14 protein-coding genes and 1 pseudogene are annotated in these 15,599 nt (G+C 69.6%); 11 read left to right on the top strand and 4 right to left on the bottom strand.

The genetic code is table 11. The features are described 5' to 3' along the window. Window positions 1-2: 2 nt before the first annotated feature. The 6 genes from purD (at window position 3) to ABEA39_RS12550 (ending at window position 5,205) form a co-directional block, all read left to right on the top strand. Window positions 3-1,271: a phosphoribosylamine--glycine ligase gene (purD, locus tag ABEA39_RS12575; RefSeq protein ID WP_345376245.1), complete on the top strand. Its 1,269-nt coding sequence runs from the start codon at window positions 3-5 to the stop codon at window positions 1,269-1,271. Beyond that, the gene (locus ABEA39_RS12570; protein WP_345376244.1) at window positions 1,268-2,248 is read left to right on the top strand and encodes a phosphoribosylaminoimidazolesuccinocarboxamide synthase; all 981 of its coding nucleotides are present in this window, start codon (window positions 1,268-1,270) and stop codon (window positions 2,246-2,248) included. The genes purD and ABEA39_RS12570 overlap by 4 nt, the downstream gene beginning before the upstream one ends. A gap of 51 nt (window positions 2,249-2,299) precedes the next feature. Continuing rightward, window positions 2,300-2,821: a GNAT family N-acetyltransferase gene (locus ABEA39_RS12565; protein WP_345376242.1), complete on the top strand. Its 522-nt coding sequence runs from the start codon at window positions 2,300-2,302 to the stop codon at window positions 2,819-2,821. Between the two features lie 151 nt (window positions 2,822-2,972). Then, on the top strand, window positions 2,973-3,455 hold the full coding sequence (locus ABEA39_RS12560; RefSeq protein ID WP_345376241.1) for a GNAT family N-acetyltransferase: 483 nt from the start codon (window positions 2,973-2,975) through the stop codon (window positions 3,453-3,455). A gap of 112 nt (window positions 3,456-3,567) precedes the next feature. Beyond that, entirely contained in the window at window positions 3,568-4,449 is an 882-nt protein-coding gene (locus tag ABEA39_RS12555) for a VOC family protein (RefSeq protein WP_345376240.1), read from the top strand. Window positions 4,450-4,641: 192 nt separating this feature from the next. Then, window positions 4,642-5,205 carry a GNAT family N-acetyltransferase gene (locus ABEA39_RS12550; RefSeq protein WP_345376239.1) on the top strand — a complete coding sequence of 188 codons (564 nt, stop codon included), beginning with the start codon at window positions 4,642-4,644 and terminating at the stop codon, window positions 5,203-5,205. A gap of 386 nt (window positions 5,206-5,591) precedes the next feature. Here ABEA39_RS12550 and ABEA39_RS12545 read toward each other — a convergent pair whose 3' ends face one another. Next, window positions 5,592-7,097 (bottom strand): catalase, encoded by a 1,506-nt coding sequence (locus ABEA39_RS12545; RefSeq protein WP_345376238.1) that lies wholly within the window; start codon window positions 7,095-7,097, stop codon window positions 5,592-5,594. Window positions 7,098-7,245: 148 nt separating this feature from the next. After that, window positions 7,246-7,653: pseudogene (locus ABEA39_RS12540) on the bottom strand (Fur family transcriptional regulator); the annotation flags it as partial. A gap of 91 nt (window positions 7,654-7,744) precedes the next feature. Here ABEA39_RS12540 and ABEA39_RS12535 point away from each other — a divergent pair. The 5 genes from ABEA39_RS12535 to ABEA39_RS12515 all read left to right on the top strand — a co-directional run bounded on the left by ABEA39_RS12535 (window position 7,745) and on the right by ABEA39_RS12515 (window position 13,608). Further along, window positions 7,745-8,659 carry a cytochrome c oxidase assembly protein gene (locus ABEA39_RS12535; RefSeq protein WP_345376237.1) on the top strand — a complete coding sequence of 305 codons (915 nt, stop codon included), beginning with the start codon at window positions 7,745-7,747 and terminating at the stop codon, window positions 8,657-8,659. 383 nt (window positions 8,660-9,042) lie between these two features. Next, window positions 9,043-9,339, top strand: coding sequence for a phosphoribosylformylglycinamidine synthase subunit PurS (locus ABEA39_RS12530; RefSeq protein WP_345376236.1), 297 nt, complete (start codon window positions 9,043-9,045; stop codon window positions 9,337-9,339). Further along, window positions 9,339-10,034, top strand: a complete 696-nt coding sequence (gene purQ / locus ABEA39_RS12525) for a phosphoribosylformylglycinamidine synthase subunit PurQ (protein ID WP_345376235.1) — start codon at window positions 9,339-9,341, stop codon at window positions 10,032-10,034. Before ABEA39_RS12530 ends, purQ begins: the two co-directional genes overlap by 1 nt. Beyond that, window positions 10,031-12,355, top strand: a complete 2,325-nt coding sequence (gene purL, locus ABEA39_RS12520; RefSeq protein ID WP_345376234.1) for a phosphoribosylformylglycinamidine synthase subunit PurL — start codon at window positions 10,031-10,033, stop codon at window positions 12,353-12,355. The genes purQ and purL overlap by 4 nt, the downstream gene beginning before the upstream one ends. 347 nt (window positions 12,356-12,702) lie before the next feature. Further along, window positions 12,703-13,608 (top strand): hypothetical protein, encoded by a 906-nt coding sequence (locus tag ABEA39_RS12515; RefSeq protein WP_345376233.1) that lies wholly within the window; start codon window positions 12,703-12,705, stop codon window positions 13,606-13,608. Between the two features lie 200 nt (window positions 13,609-13,808). On the opposite strand, the gene ABEA39_RS12510 is transcribed toward ABEA39_RS12515, so the two are convergent. Continuing rightward, window positions 13,809-14,972, bottom strand: a complete 1,164-nt coding sequence (locus ABEA39_RS12510) for a lactonase family protein (protein WP_345376232.1) — start codon at window positions 14,970-14,972, stop codon at window positions 13,809-13,811. Continuing rightward, the gene (locus tag ABEA39_RS12505) at window positions 14,969-15,370 is read right to left on the bottom strand and encodes a chorismate mutase (protein ID WP_345376231.1); all 402 of its coding nucleotides are present in this window, start codon (window positions 15,368-15,370) and stop codon (window positions 14,969-14,971) included. Before ABEA39_RS12505 ends, ABEA39_RS12510 begins: the two co-directional genes overlap by 4 nt. Window positions 15,371-15,599: the final 229 nt, after the last annotated feature.

Here is a 15,599-nt window from a genome sequence, read left to right as displayed (position 1 = left end):
TCGTGCGAATTCTCGTTCTCGGTTCCGGTGCTCGCGAGCACGCCATCGTGACGGCCCTCCTGCGCGAGCAGGCCGGCCACCACATCATCGCCGCCCCGGGCAACGCCGGTCTGGCCGCCGACGTCGAGGTCGTGGGGCTCGACGCCACGAACGGCAAGGTGGTGACCGAGTACGCGCTCGAGAACGACATCGAGCTCGTCATCGTCGGGCCGGAGGCCCCGCTGGTCGCGGGTGTCGCCGACATCCTCCGCAGCCACAGCATCCCCGTCTTCGGTCCGGGCAAGAAGGCCGCGGCGCTCGAGGGCAGCAAGACCTTCGCCAAGCGGATCATGGACGAGGCTCGCGTCCCCACCGGCCGCGCCATCCGCGCCGGCGTGCTCGAAGAGGCCATCCACGCGATGGACGAATTCGGCGCGCCCTACGTGGTGAAGGCCGACGGACTCGCAGCCGGCAAGGGCGTCCTCGTCACCGACGACCGTGCGGCCGCGCTCGAGCACGCCACGTACTGGCTGCAGCACGGCTCGGTGCTGGTGGAGGAGTTCCTGGAGGGCCCCGAGGTCTCCCTCTTCCTCGTCTCCGACGGCCACACCGTCGTCCCCCTCTCCCCCGCACAAGACTTCAAGCGTCTCCTCGACGGCGACGGCGGCCCGAACACCGGCGGCATGGGCGCGTACTCGCCCCTCCCGTGGCTGGCGGAGCGGTTCGGCAGCGAGTCGGACTTCGTCGAAGAGGTCATCGAGACCATCGCCCTCCCGACCGTGCGCCAGCTGGCCAAGGAGAGCACGCCGTTCATCGGCCTGCTCTACGCGGGCCTGATCCTCACCGAGCAGGGCGTCCGCGTCATCGAGTTCAACGCCCGCTTCGGCGATCCCGAGACCCAGGTCGTCCTGCCGCGCCTCGTCACTCCGCTCAGCGGGCTTCTGCTCGCCGCGGCGAACGGCTCCCTCTCGACGCATCCGGCGCCGGTCTTCTCCGACGAGGTGGCCGTCACGGTCGTCCTCGCCAGCGAGGGGTATCCCGAGGCCCCGCACACCGGTCGTGCCCTGACCGGTCTCGCCGAGGCCGCCGAGGTGCCCGGGGTGTCGATCGCGCATGCCGCCACCGCTCGCGGGGAGCACGGCCTCGTGGCCACCGGCGGGCGCGTGCTCTCGGTCGTCGGCACCGGCGCCTCCTTCTCCGAGGCGCGTGCGCGGGCCTACGAGGCGCTGTCGCGGATCCAGCTCGACGGTGGGCAGTACCGCCACGACATCGCCGAGCGGGTCGCTCGATGAGCGAGTCGGCGGAGCCCACCGGGGCGGCCGGATCCACTGGGGCGGCCCGATCGACCGGATCCACCGGGGCGGCCGCCGCGGGGCTGCCCGGCAGCGACGCCGCCGCCCTCCCCGGCTGGACCCACGTCTACTCCGGCAAGGTCCGCGACCTGTACGTACCCGAGGGGCAGACCGGTCTGGCCGACGCCACGGCGGTGCTGGTGGTCGCGTCCGACCGGGTGAGCGCCTTCGACTTCGTGCTCGAGCCGGGCATCCCCGCGAAGGGGGCTCTCCTGACCCAGCTCAGCCTCTGGTGGTTCGACCAGCTCGACGACTTCGCCAACCACCTGCTCGAACCGGGGGACGGCATCACCGTGCCCGCCTCCGTCCGCGACCGCGCGATGCTCGTGAAGCCGCTCGACATGTTCCCGATCGAATGCGTCGTGCGGGGTTACCTGGTCGGCAGCGGCTGGGTCGAGTACCAGGCCTCCGGCACCGTCTGCGACGTGCCGCTCCCGGCCGGCCTGACCTCCGGCGACCGTCTGCCCGAGCCCATCTACACGCCGGCGTTCAAGGCCGAGCTGGGCGACCACGACGAGAACATCAGCTACGAGCGCACGGTCGAACTGGTCGGCGAGGACGTCGCATCCCGCCTTCGCGATCTCTCCCTCGACGTCTACGCTCGAGCCGCCGCGATCGCCGAGGAGCACGGTCTCATCCTCGCCGACACGAAGTTCGAGTTCGGTGCCGACCGGACGACGGGCGAGATCACTCTGGCCGACGAGGTCCTCACCAGCGACTCGAGCCGGTATTGGGACGCCACCGTCTACGCCACCGCCGACGGAGGCAACCGGACCGAGTCCTTCGACAAGCAGATCGTGCGCGACTGGCTGTCGGCGCACTGGGACAAGACGGGCACCCCGCCCGAGCTGCCGGCCGACGTCGTCGAGCGGACGGCCGGACGGTACCGCGAACTCATCGAGCGCCTGACCGACTGAGACGCGTCGCGCCGATTACCGATCGCGGGGAAGACGATGCAGAATGTCCCGGTGACGAACTCCGCTCCTCCGGTGGCCGACGTGAAGACGCCGACGGAACCGCATTCGATCCAGATCGACCGCCTCCCCTGGGGCGACCCGACAGGCGCCCAGCTCCGCTGCGAACAGCGTGCCGAGCTCGCCATCCGCTACGGCGTCGACGATCCCGAGCCGGGCGTGAAGCCGACGGCCGACGACATCGCCGTCTTCCTCGTCGCCTCGATCGACGGCAAGGCGATCGCGTGCGGCGCGCTGCGAAAGCTCGACGGCGAGGCGGCGGAGGCCGGTGACGCCGAGATCAAGCGCATGTTCGTGCGCTCCCCGAAGCGCGGCAGCGGCGCGGCCACGGCCGTGATCCGGGCGCTCGAAGACGAGGCCCGGAGTCGAGGCTGGATGCGACTCGTGCTCGAGACGGGCACGGCCCAGCCCGATGCGATCCGCTTCTACGAGCGCGAGGGCTACGAGCGCATCGAGAACTTCGGGCACTACCGCGGGCACGCAACCAGCCTCTGCTTCGGGCGCACCCTGGCGTAGGCCTGCGATCCGGCGCTGCTGCCTCGCTCGCCCCGCCGCCCCGCATCCCCCGCCGTCCCGCATCCCCCGCCCCACGCCTCGACTCCAGAACACGCATCCCCGCACCCGTATTGGGGCTACGCGTCCCGCCCCATCGAGGCAGACTGTTCGCATGCCTGACATCAGCATCGTCGAGCGCCCCTGGAACGACCCGGCCGGGGCCGGCCTCCGAGCCGAGCAGCAGGCCGAGATCGCGATCCGCCATGCAACCGTCGGCTTCGACCCCGGACCGAAGCCCTCCGCCGACGACATCGCCGTGTTCCTGCTCGCTCTCGTCGACGGCAAGCCCGTCGGCTGTGGTGCCCTCCGCCCCTTCCCGCCCGGCCTCGACGGCACTCCGCCCCTGGCCGACGCCGAACTCCGCCGCATGTTCGTCCGGGCCCGCAACCGCGGCACCGGCGTCGCCGTCGCGATCCTCCGCCGTCTCGAAGACGAGGCGCGCACCCGCGGCTGGAACCGGCTCGTCCTCGAGACCGGGGCGACGCAGGTCGATGCCGTCCGGTTCTACGAGCGCGAGGGATTCACCCGCATCCCCAATTTCGGCCCCTACGCCGGGCATCCCGAGTTCGTCTGCCTCGAGAACACCCTGGCCTGAGCCCGATTCCCTCAGGCGCATCGCCCGAAGGCGGAATAGAGCGCGGGATGCACGGGTTCAGTTCGATGACACGTCACCGATACACTGGTGAGCTCACGACCACGGAGGAACCATGACGAACGATCTGCTCGCCGCCGACACCGGCATGGGAGCCGTCACGCTCCGCGTCGCCGATCTCGACGGCATGACGGCCTACTATCGCGACGCCGTCCGCCTCACTCTCCTCGCACAGGAGGGAGCCGCCCTCGGACGCGCGAGTCGCAGCATCCTCGGTCGCGGCACGACCCCGGTCGTCATCCTCGAGCACGCTCCCGAGCTGAAGCACGCCGGGCCTCGCGAAGCCGGTCTCTTCCACACGGCGATCCTCTTCGACACCGAAGAGGATCTCGCCACGGCACTCTACTCGGTCGCCTCCCGCTACCCGACGTCGTTCACCGGCAGTGCCGACCACCTCGTCTCGAAGGCCTTCTACTTCACCGACCCGGAGGGCAACGGAGTCGAGCTCTACTGGGACCGCGACCGCACCGAGTGGAGCTGGAAGCACGGCATGGTGGAGATGGCGACGCTCGCCCTCGATCCGAACCGCTTCCTCCAGGAGAACGCCACCGACGCCGGGCTCGCCGACGCCGACAACCGCGCCGCGCGAGTCGGCCACGTCCACCTCTCCGTGGGCGACGTGCCCAGCGCCCGCGAGTTCTACGTCAATCGGCTCGGCTTCGAGACGACGAGCGAGTTCGGGCCGCAGGCCCTGTTCGTCAGCGCGGGCGGGTACCACCACCACATGGCCATGAACACCTGGCAGTCCGCTGGCGCCGGACGCCGGCAGCCGGCCCTCGGGCTGGGCCTCGTCCGCATCGAGGTTCCCACCGCGGACGATCTGGGTGCCCTGAACGAGCGACTCGTCCACTTCGGCGTGGGCACCGCCGACGACGGCCGCACCCTCGGTTTCGACGACCCCTGGTCGAACCGCATCCAGGTCACCGCGCGCGCGTAGCCGCTGCGCTGCGCTGCGCTCCGCCCCGCTCTGCTCTGCTCCGCCCCGCTCCGCTCACCCGCGGCGCATCCCCTGCCTCACCCTTCCCTGTCGCAAATGGCGAGCATTCCGCCCCCGCGCCCGCGCCGAAGCCCGAAGCGACGGGGCCGGGCCGGCGGATCACTCGCCATTTGCGCACGCTACGGTCGACGCATGAGCGTTCCCGAGTTCCACAGCGTCGCCGAAGGCGATCTCACCCTCGACGATCACGAGGCGATCGCCGCGACGCTGGCCCGTGCTTTCGACGACTACTCGCACTGGTACCAGGGCGGCCGGAGCTGGGCCGGCATGCAGCCCGAGCGCCGAGTCCTCGCTCGCGACGCCGATGGTCTCGTGCTGGCGCACGCCGGAATCCGCAGGATGCACGTCACCGTCGGCGAGACCGACCTCCCCATCGCCGCGGTCGGCATGGTCGCCGTCGCCCCTGCTCGGCAAGGCTCCGGCCTCGGCACCGCCCTCCTGGCCGCCGTCGACTCGACCCTCGACGACCTCGGTGTCGGCTTCGGCCTGCTCGAGACCGGCGAGGGGGTGCAGCAGTTCTATCGGAAGCACGGCTGGCTTCCGCTCGAGGGCGTGACCGGGCACTTCAGCGCGCTGTCAGCGGACGGTGCCGGGGTGCTCGTGTCGCAGGACGAGGGCTGGCTGATCAAGCCGGTCCGTGCATCCCCCGCTGACTGGCCCGCCGGCGACATCCGCTGGAACGGGCAGATGGTCTAGCCGCACGGCCTTCTCGCGCAGCCGCGCGCCCCCGCACCGCCCTAGCGGGCACCCGCACCCCCGCCGCGCGCCTCCGCTTGAATCTCCTGGGCACCCGCACCCCTCCCCCGCGGGCTCGCACCCCGCGGACCGCACCGCACCCCCGTCGACCAGGGTGCCCCCGCGGAAACGAGGGTGCGGCTCGCCCGGCCACCACCCGCGTGGCCGACCCGCGCGCCCCACGCACCCCGCGCGCCCCACGCACCCCGCGCGCCCCGCGCGCCCCACGCACCGCGCACGCCGGCACACTCACATATCCCGCACACACGAAACGGCCCCCGCCACCAGAAGAGCCTGATGGCGGGGGCCGTTCACATCGGAGCCGCAGCGCGACCCTCCGAGCCGAACTACTGCAGGATTCCGACCGAAGCGGGGTCTTCGTTCGAGCCCGGCGCCGACGGGTTGACGCCGGCCGTGACCCGTGCACCGAGCTCGGGGTCGACGTTGGTCCAGTAGTCGAGCACGCGCAGCAGCAGGTCGGGGCGCGTCACCTTGGAGACGTGACCGACGATGTTGCCGACGAGGCGGGTCTTGGCGTCTTCGTCGAGCACGTCGCGGTAGAGCGCGCCGGCCTGGCCGAAGTCGTCGTCTTCGGCGTGGAGCGTGGCGGCACTGCGGACCAGGACGCCGTCGCTCTCCCAACCCGAGTCGTCGCCCGCCTTCTGCGGGTCGGCCGCCGGGCCACCCACGGAGTTGGGCGCGTAGACGGGAACGGTCGCCTCGCTGAACTGGTAGCGCGCCGCGCCGTCCTTCGAGTAGTCGTTCACCGCCGTCTTGGGCAGGTTGACCGGCAGCTGCGCGTGGTTCGTCCCCACGCGGTAGCGGTGAGCGTCGGCATAGCTGAAGATGCGGGCGAGCAGCATCTTGTCGGGGCTGGCGGCGATGCCGGGCACGAAGTTCGACGGAGCGAAGGTCGCCTGCTCGATCTGCGCGAAGTAGTTCTCGGGGTTGCGGTTCAGCTCGAGCGTGCCGACCTCGTGCAGCGGGTAGTCGCTGTGCGGCCAGACCTTGGTGAGGTCGAACGGGTTGAAGCGGTACGTGGCGGCGTCGGCGTAGGGCATGATCTGCACGCTGAGCTTCCACTTCGGGAAGTCGCCTCGCGTGATCGCCTCGTCGAGGTCGCGGATGTGGAAGTCGGCGTCCTCGCCGGCGATGCGGTCGGCGTCGGCCTGCGTCAGGATCTCGTTGCCCTGCTCGGTCTTGAAGTGGTACTTGACCCAGAACTTCTCGCCGCTGGCGTTGATCCACTGGTAGGTGTGCGACCCGAAGCCGTCCATCATGCGCCAGGAGGCGGGCAGGCCTCGGTCGCCCATCAACCAGGTGACCTGGTGAGCGGTCTCGGGCGACAGGGTCCAGAAGTCCCACTGCATGTCGTGGTCGCGCAGGTGCGAGCCCGGCAGACGCTTCTGCGAGTGGATGAAGTCGGGGAACTTGATGCCGTCGCGGATGAAGAAGACGGGAGTGTTGTTGCCCACGAGGTCGTAGTTGCCCTCGGACGTGTAGAACTTCAGCGCGAAGCCGCGGGGGTCGCGCCAGGTGTCGGGGCTGCCCTGCTCGCCGGCGACGGTGGAGAAGCGGGCCAGGACCTCGGTCTCGACGCCGGGCTGGAAGAGCGCAGCTCGCGTGTACTGCGACACGTCCGCCGTCGTGGTGAACGTGCCGAAGGCGCCGCCGCCCTTCGCGTGCACGATGCGCTCGGGCACCTTCTCGCGGTTGAACTGCGCCAGCTTCTCGACGAGGTAGACGTCGTGCAGGGCGAGGGGCCCGTCGGCGCCGACGCTCTGCGAGTGCTCGTCGCTGTGGACGGGGGCACCTGCCTGGGTGGTCGTGTGGATGTTCTTCTCGTCGGACACTGTTTCTCCTAGCTGATCAGGAATGGACGGGATGGTCGGTGGGATGCACGTGGCCGGCGCCTGCGCCGTCGAAGCCGCCTGCCGCACGGGAGCCGCGGGCGTCCTCGAGGCCGTCTGAACGGTCTCCGCCCTCGAACTCCGCCTTCAGGCAGTCGGGGCAGAGCCCCCAGAACGTGACCTCGGCGGTCTGCACGCGGTAGCCCGCGGCATCGGACGGGCTGAGACATGGAGCCTCGCCCACGACGCAGTCGACGTCGGCGATGTCTCCGCAGAGGGTGCAGACCACGTGGTGATGGTTGTCGCCGATGCGGAGCTCGTAGCGGGCGGGCGAACCGGCCGGCTCGATCCGGCGGAGGATGCCGGCGCCGGTCAGCGCCGCCAGCACCACGTAGACGGCCTGGAGCGACGTGCCCGGCAGCGACGACGACACCCGTGTGAACACCTGCTCGGCGGTGGCGTGCGATCCGGCTCGCAATGCGTCGAGGGCAGCGAGACGCTGAGCGGTGACCCGGAGGCCCGCCGCCCGGATGCTCTCCATCGCGTCGATCTGCTGCATCCCCCCAGTCAACCAGTTGTTGTGAATAATTCAAAACAAGCGAAGGATGCTCGGAGCCTCGGTCTCGAAAGGCCGGATCCCGCGCGCATAATTGTCGAAGGCCTCCCGAGAGGACATCGCCACGCCCCCCGTCTCCGCACTCCTGCTCACCGTCAGCTTCGATCCCGTCGCCGCCGGTGCGATCGTCGTCGCACTCGTCCTCTACTTCGTCGGCGTCGTGCGGCTCCACCGCGCGGGCGGCACCTGGCCGCTGCTGCCCACCCTGGCGTTCGTGGTCCTCGGCCTCGGCTCCTACGCCGTGATCTCGTTCGGCTTCCTCGGCACGTACAGCCACGACCTCCGCTTCGCCTTCACGACCCGGATCGCGCTCATGCTGTTCGTGGTGCCGGCGTTGATGGCGCTCGGTCGCCCTGTGCAGCTCGCCCGGGCATCCCTCGCTGCCGCGCCTCTGGCCGTTCTCGAGGGCTTCCTCGGCTCGCGCTTCATGAAGGTCATCGGCAGTGCGATCTTCTCGCCGATCTTCGCGCTGGTCGCGTTCTCCGTCTTCCTGACCCCGATCGCGTTCACACTCCGGGTGAACCCCGCCGCCGAGGCGATCATCACGCTGTTCGTGCCCCTCATCGGCCTGCTCATGATCCTGCCGGTGTTCGACAAGTCGCTCCACCACACGAGCTTCTTCATCACCGTCGAGTTCATGCTGGCGTTCGCGGAGCTCGTCATCGACGCCGTTCCGCCGATCGTGCTGCGATTGAACAACCACATCATGGACCAGGGGCACGTGGTGGCCACGCTCGCTCCCGGCTGGTTCCCGAGCCAGCTGCGCGACCAGCAGCTCGCCGGCGACCTCCTCTGGTTCATCACCGAGGTGGCCGACATCCCCATCCTGATCTTCCTGTTCGTGCGCTGGACCCGCACCGACCGCTCCGAGGCCAAGGCCATGGACGAGCTCAGCGACGAAGAGATGGAACGACTCACTCAAGAGCACCTTCGCGGCGTCCGCGACTGATCGACCGCCGCACGATCGGCGCGCGCACGACCGGCGCGGGCACGACCGGCCTCCGGACGGAGGAGAGGCCCGGTCGTCGGGGGAAACGGCCGGGCCTCTTCATGCCGCACGATGGATCAGATATCGCGCAGCCGGCCGAAACGTGCTCTGAGAACCGGGCCCGATCACAAGGCCCTTCCGGTTCGACTCGACCTACTCTCGCGTCCGATTGCAAGAGACCGCTGGGAGGAGTCTTTGCATGGGCCGCAAGAAACGGATTCTCCACAGGCCTCGCACTTCTCGGGCCGTTGTCCACAGCCAGGCCGAGACCGTGGGATGCACGTGCCCAGCCGATAGACTCGTCGCGTCCCTTCCCCGCCTCGCCTTTCCCGCAGGAGACACTCGTGCCCACAATCGTCGTCGAAGTCATGCCCAAAGCCGAGTTGCTCGACCCGCAGGGCAAGGCCGTCACCTTCGCCCTCGCCCGCCTCGGCAGCACCGCCCCGCAGGTCGGCACCTACAGCGAGGTGCGCATCGGCAAGCGCTTCGAACTCACCGTCGACGAGGCCACCGAGGCCGTCCTCGCCGAGGTCAAGCAGTTCGCCGAGGATATCTTCTCCAACTCGGTGATCGAAGACGTCGTCTCGCTCTACGTTCTCGAAGACCCCGCCCTGGCCGGCTCCGCCGCGGTCTCCCTCTGATGCGCATCGGGGTCGTCACCTTCCCGGGGTCGCTCGACGACCGCGACGCCCAGCGTGCCGTCCGCCTGGCCGGCGGCGAACCCGTCGCCCTGTGGCACGGCTCCCACGACCTCGACGGCGTCGAGGCGATCATCCTGCCCGGCGGCTTCAGCTACGGCGACTACCTGCGCGCGGGCGCCATCGCCAGCCTGTCGCCGATCATGTCCGAGGTCGTCGACGCCGCCGGCCGTGGCATGCCCGTGCTCGGCATCTGCAATGGTTTCCAGATGCTGGCCGAGGCTCGCCTGATTCCCGGCGCCCACACCCGCAACGCACACCAGCAGTTCATCCGCCGCGACCAGCGCCTCCGTGTCGAGAACGCCGACACGGCGTGGACGACCGGATTCGTCGAGGGGCAGGAGATCACCATCCCCCTGAAGAACGCGGACGGCCGCTTCGTCGCCGACGACGAGACGATCAAGCGCCTCGAAGGCGAGGGCCAGGTCGCCTTCCGCTACATCGGCGTCAACCCCAACGGCTCGATGGACGACATCGCCGGCGTCTCCAACAAGGAGGGCAACGTCGTGGGCCTGATGCCGCACCCCGAGCACGCGACCGAAGCCGGCTTCGGCCCCGACACGGCTCTGGCCATGTCGTCGGGCACCGACGGCCTCACCTTCTTCACCTCTGTCATCGAAAAGGCCCTGATCAAATGAGCACCGAACTCACCCAGGCTCCCGGCACCGCTGTGCCCGACACCGTCGCCAACGCGGCGGCGACGCCCGATCGCGAGCAGCCGTTCGCGGCGCTCGGCCTGAAGGAGGACGAGTACCTCAAGATCCGCGAGATCCTGGGCCGCCGCCCCACCAGCGGTGAGCTCGCCATGTACTCCGTGATGTGGAGCGAGCACTGCTCCTACAAGTCCAGCAAGATCTACCTCCGCCAGTTCGGCGAGAAGGTCTCCCCGGCCATGAAGAAGAACCTCATGGTCGGCATGGGCGAGAACGCCGGCGTCGTCGACGTCGGGGGCGGCTGGGCCGTCACGTTCAAGGGCGAGAGCCACAACCACCCCAGCTACATCGAGCCGTTCCAGGGCGCCGCGACCGGCGTCGGCGGCATCGTCCGCGACATCATCTCCATGGGCGCCCGCCCTGTCGCCGTGATGGACCAGTTGCGGTTCGGCGACATCGACGCCCCCGACACCCGTCGCGTGGTCGACGGCGTCGTGGCGGGCATCAGCTTCTACGCCAACTGCCTGGGCCTGCCCAACATCGGCGGCGAGACCGTGTTCGACAAGGTCTACCAGGGCAACCCGCTCGTCAACGTCACGAGCGTCGGCGTCCTCCGCCACGAAGACCTGCACCTCGCCAACGCCAAGGGCGCGGGCAACAAGGTCGTGCTGTTCGGGGCGCGAACGGGCGGCGACGGGATCGGCGGGGCGAGCATCCTCGCTTCCGACACCTTCTCGGCCGGTGGCCCCACCAAGCGCCCGTCCGTGCAGGTGGGCGACCCGTTCGCCGAGAAGGTGCTCATCGAGTGCTGCCTCGAATTGTTCCGCGACGAGCTCGTCGAGGGCATCCAAGACCTCGGGGCCGCCGGCATCAGCTGCGCGACCAGCGAGCTCGCTTCAAACGGCGACGGCGGCATGTTCATCGAGCTCGAGAAGGTGCTGCTGCGCGATCCCACGCTCACGGCCGAAGAGATCCTGATGAGCGAGAGCCAGGAGCGCATGATGGCCGTGGTCCGGCCGGAGAAGCTCGACGCGTTCCTCGCCGTCGTCGGCAAATGGGAGGTCGAGACCAGCGTGCTCGGCGAGGTCACCGACACCGGCCGCCTGATCATCAACTGGCACGGCGAAGAGATCGTCAACGTCGAGCCCCGCACGGTCGCCGTGGACGGCCCCGTCTACGAGCGCCCGGTCGCCTACCCGACCTGGATCGACGCACTGCAGGCCGACACGGCTGCAGGCCTGCCCCGACCTGAGTCGGGCGACGACGTCCGTGGCCAGTTCCTCCAGCTCCTCGGTTCGGCCAACCTGGCGGACCCGAGCTGGATCACCAACCAGTACGACACCTACGTGCTCGGCAACACTGCCCTGTCGTTCCCCGACGACGGCGGGATGATCCGCGTCGACGAAGAGAGCGGTCTCGGCTTCGCCATCGCGACCGACGCCAACGGTCGGTTCTGTCAGCTCGATCCGGCGCAGGGTGCACGCCTCGCACTCGCCGAGGCGTACCGCAACGTCGCCGCCACCGGCGCGACCCCCGTCGCGGTCACCGACTGCCTGAACTTCGGATCCCCCGAGAACCCCGAGGTCATGTGGCAGTTCTCGCAGACCGTCGAGGCCCTCTCCGACGCCTGCCTCGAGATGGAGATCCCGGTCACCGGCGGCAACGTCTCGTTCTACAACCAGACGGGCACCCAGCCGATCCACCCCACACCGGTCATCGGCGTGCTGGGTGTGATCGACGACGTCGCCAAGCGGATCCCCTCCGGCTGGCAGGACGAGGGCGACAACATCTACCTGCTCGGCACCACCCGGCTCGAGCTCGACGGCTCGGCCTGGGCCGGCGTGATCCACGACCACCTCGGTGGCCGTCCGCCGTCGGTGTCGCTCGACGGCGAGCGCGAGCTCGCGGCCCTGATCTCCGCGGGCGGCGACCAGTCGCTCATCGGCAGCGCCCACGACCTCTCCGACGGCGGCCTCGCCCAGGCCCTTGCGGAGTGCATCATGCGCTTCGGCGTGGGCGCCCGGGTCTGGCTCGACGAGATCCTCGAGCGCGACGAGGTCGACATCGCGACTGCGCTGTTCAGCGAGTCCACCGGTCGCGTGATCGTGTCCGTCCCCCGCGAAGACGACGTCAAGTTCCGCGGGCTCTGCGAAGGGCGTGGCTACCCCGTCGCCCGCATCGGCGTCACCGACAAGGAGAACCCGGGCCTCGAAGTCCAGGGCGTCTTCACGGTCGCGCTCGACGAGCTCCGCCAGACGCACCGTGCGACTCTCCCCGCGCGCTTCGGTGCCACCATCTCCGAGTAGCCCGTCCCGTTCACGCCGAAGGCGCCCGCCCCTCGGTGTGGGCGCCTTCGCCGTTGCGCGACTGTGCGTCGCGCGGCCTCCCCACACGCACCCACCCGCGACTCCAGAACACGCCGCTCACCTTCCGCCACGCCCGCACCTTCTGGAGCCAGCCACCGCCTCCGCGCACCCCACCTCCGGGCAACTCCAGAACACGCCGCTCACCTTCCGCCACGCCCGCACCTTCTGGAGTCAGCCCGGCGCCCCGCCCCACCCACCTCTTACCCCCAATCGCCGACGCGCAGCATCTCTCCACAGCTCTTCGCCGCCCGGCCCGAACGACACCGGCGCTCGAACACCATCGCTGCATGACTCTCGATCTCCCCTCCGCCCTGACCGCCCGCCCCTTCTCCGTCCGAGAGGCCCGCGACCTGGGAGTCGCGCCACAGAGACTCCGGCGCGTCGATCTCGAACGCCCTTTTCGCGGGGTTCGCTCGGCGGAAGCGGCCACGAGCATCCCCGCTCGCTGCCGGGCCCTGGCCACGGTGCTCGCATCCGACCAGTTCTTCAGCCACACGACCAGCCTGGCGCTGTGGAATCTTCCGCTTCCCGCCACTCACGAGAGGGCGGACGCTCCCTTGCACGTCACCTCGCGTTCCCGCCGGGAGCCTCGGAGGAAGCAGATCATCGGGCACCGCTTTCCGCGCAGGCCGGCTCCACTCACCGTGAATGGCCTACCGGCATCGGCCCCCGGTGACGCCTGGGCCGAGTGCCGCGAGCTGTTGACCGTCGATGAGCTCGTCATCCTTGGCGACGCACTCGTCAGCCCCTGGTCTCCGGTGCCCGAAAACCTGCGCCCGAGCATCGCCGACCTCGAATCGACGGTAGCTGCGGTGCCCGACAGGCGGGAGCGCCTCCGACAAGCACTCACTTGGATCCGGGTCGGCTCCCGATCGCCGGCGGAGACGAGACTGCGCCTCCTCCTCGCCAGGCACGGAATCGAAGAGCCCGAACTCAATGCGCCCGTCGATGCTCGCGACGGCCGCGTCCTCGGACACGGCGACATGGTCTTCCGAGCCCCGCGCGTGGTCGTGGAGTACGAGGGCGAGCGCCATTTCACACAAACCGAGACGTATTATGCCGACATCGACCGCCGGGAGAGATTCGCCGAGGCCGGCTGGCGCACCGTCCGGGTCACGGCCGCGCATCTGCGGCAACCGGCCGATCTCGTCGCGAGGATCACACGACATGTCGGCGTGCGACTCCAGCATTGACGGGCTCACCAGAACATGAGCGGCGTGTTCTGGAGTCACCGCCCCGAGCCGCGACACCCGACTCCAGAATTGACGAGTTCATTGGAACATGAGCGGCGTGTTCTGGAGTCACCGCCCCGAACCGCCGCCCCCGACCCCACAATCGGCGAAGTCAGCAACACGTGAGCGGCGCGCCCTGGAGGCAGCGCCCGCGCGACGGCTCAGCCGAAGACGACGCAGGTCGGGCTGCCGGTCTCGATCAAAACCGAGGGCGCACCAGGGATGCCCGTGGCCGGGTCGAGCGGCAGGATCGCCACGGTGTCCGACAGCTGGTTCGCCACATACAGGGCTCCGGGCGCAGCAGCGAAGTGGCGCGGCCACCGCCCGCCGCACGGTACCTCTGCGACGACCGCGAGACGCTCCGGGCGCTCCGGGTGCTCCCCCGAGGCACCGCTACTCGAACTCCCCACAGCACCGTCAGCCGAGCCACCCGAACCGGGCGAACCACCCGACCCGCCGGGCGCCAGCACGGTGATCGTGTCGCGACCTCGGACTGCGACGTAGACCCGGCCGTCGAACACCTCGACATGACTCGGGAGCGGCCCCGTGCCTCCCGCGTCGGTCGCTCCGGCGAACCCCACTGCGGACGGCGCGAGCGCCGGATCGTAGGCAGCCACGGAGTAGTCGACGGTGAATCGGCCGTCGGCGTACGAGAGGACATGGAGCCGTGCATCCAACTCGCCCGTCACCAGCAGCTGCGAGCCGAGCCACGCGAAGTGACGCGGCCCCGAGCCGGCGGGGAGAGGATGGGTCGCGACGAAAGACGGGTCAAGGGTGACCGGATCGATCCGCACCTCGAAGACACGATCGGTGCCGAGGTCGCTGACGAGCATGGTGCCCCACGGCGTCGGCACGGTGCTGTGAGCGTGCGCGTGGTCCTGGCGGTCGACCACCGGGCCGCGTCCGACCGGAAGGGCAAGGGTACGGGTCACGCGCGCTGGATCGGAGGCATCGGCGCTGAGCACTCCGATGGTGCCGGCGGTGTAGTCGGCCACGACGAGCGCGCCCGAAGCCGGGTCGATCACGACGTGGCACGGGGCCGCTCCCCCCGACGCCGCCACGCTCGAGGCGACGAGCGATCCGGCGGAGATCGTGTACGAGACGACGCGCCCCTCGGTCGATTCGGAGACGGCGTGGAGGGCGCCCTCGGTCAGGGCGAGGAACGACGGATCGTCGACGGCGACGATCTGGGTCGCGTGCCAGGGCGCGTCGGGGGTGGCCCGGTCGAGGACACTGATGCCCGTGCCGTGGCCGCCGCTGGTCGGCGTGTAGGCGCCCAGAAAGAGTCGAAGGGGCGATGAGGCCGGAGCGGTGGAGGAGGTCACTCGGGCGAACCGTCGGAGTCGCGCGCGCCGGAATCGCTCGCAGCAGAATCACTCGCGGCAGAGTCGCTCAGCCCGGACGTCGAGATCGGCCCGGTGGGGTCGTCCCCCGAGGCGATCCGGACGTGGTGCTGGATGACCTCCGCGACGATGAAGTTCAAGAACTTCTCGGTGAAGTCGGGGTCGAGGTGGGACTCGGCGGCGATCGTGCGAAGCCGCTTGATCTGCTGGACCTCGCGGTCGGGGTCGCTCGGGGGCATCCCCGCGTCGGCCTTGAGATACCCGACGGTCTGCGTGAACTTGAAGCGCTCGGCTAGCAGATGCACGAGGGCGGCGTCGATGTTGTCGATGCTCTCGCGGATGCTCAGAAGTCGTTCGACAGCTGTCGGTTGCGGTTCCATGACTCGACTTTATCGGGTCGTCGGCATCCTCGGAGATTGCTCTAGTGTTTAATGTTTCACATCCCAGAAAGGGTGACACTTGTCGAAACTCCTCATCGTCACAACCGGCCTTGTCGCTTGCTGCGTTCTGACCCCCCTTCCCGCGATCGCACCGCCAGCCGCAGCAGCCCCAGCAACAGCGCCGGCCCCAGCAGCAGCGTCGACAACACCCCGTGCACCCGCCGCCCCC

It is taken from the genome of Frondihabitans cladoniiphilus (assembly GCF_039544345.1).
Classification (GTDB): Bacteria; Actinomycetota; Actinomycetes; order Actinomycetales; family Microbacteriaceae; genus Frondihabitans; species Frondihabitans cladoniiphilus.
This window is presented reverse-complemented; position numbering and strand designations above follow the sequence as displayed.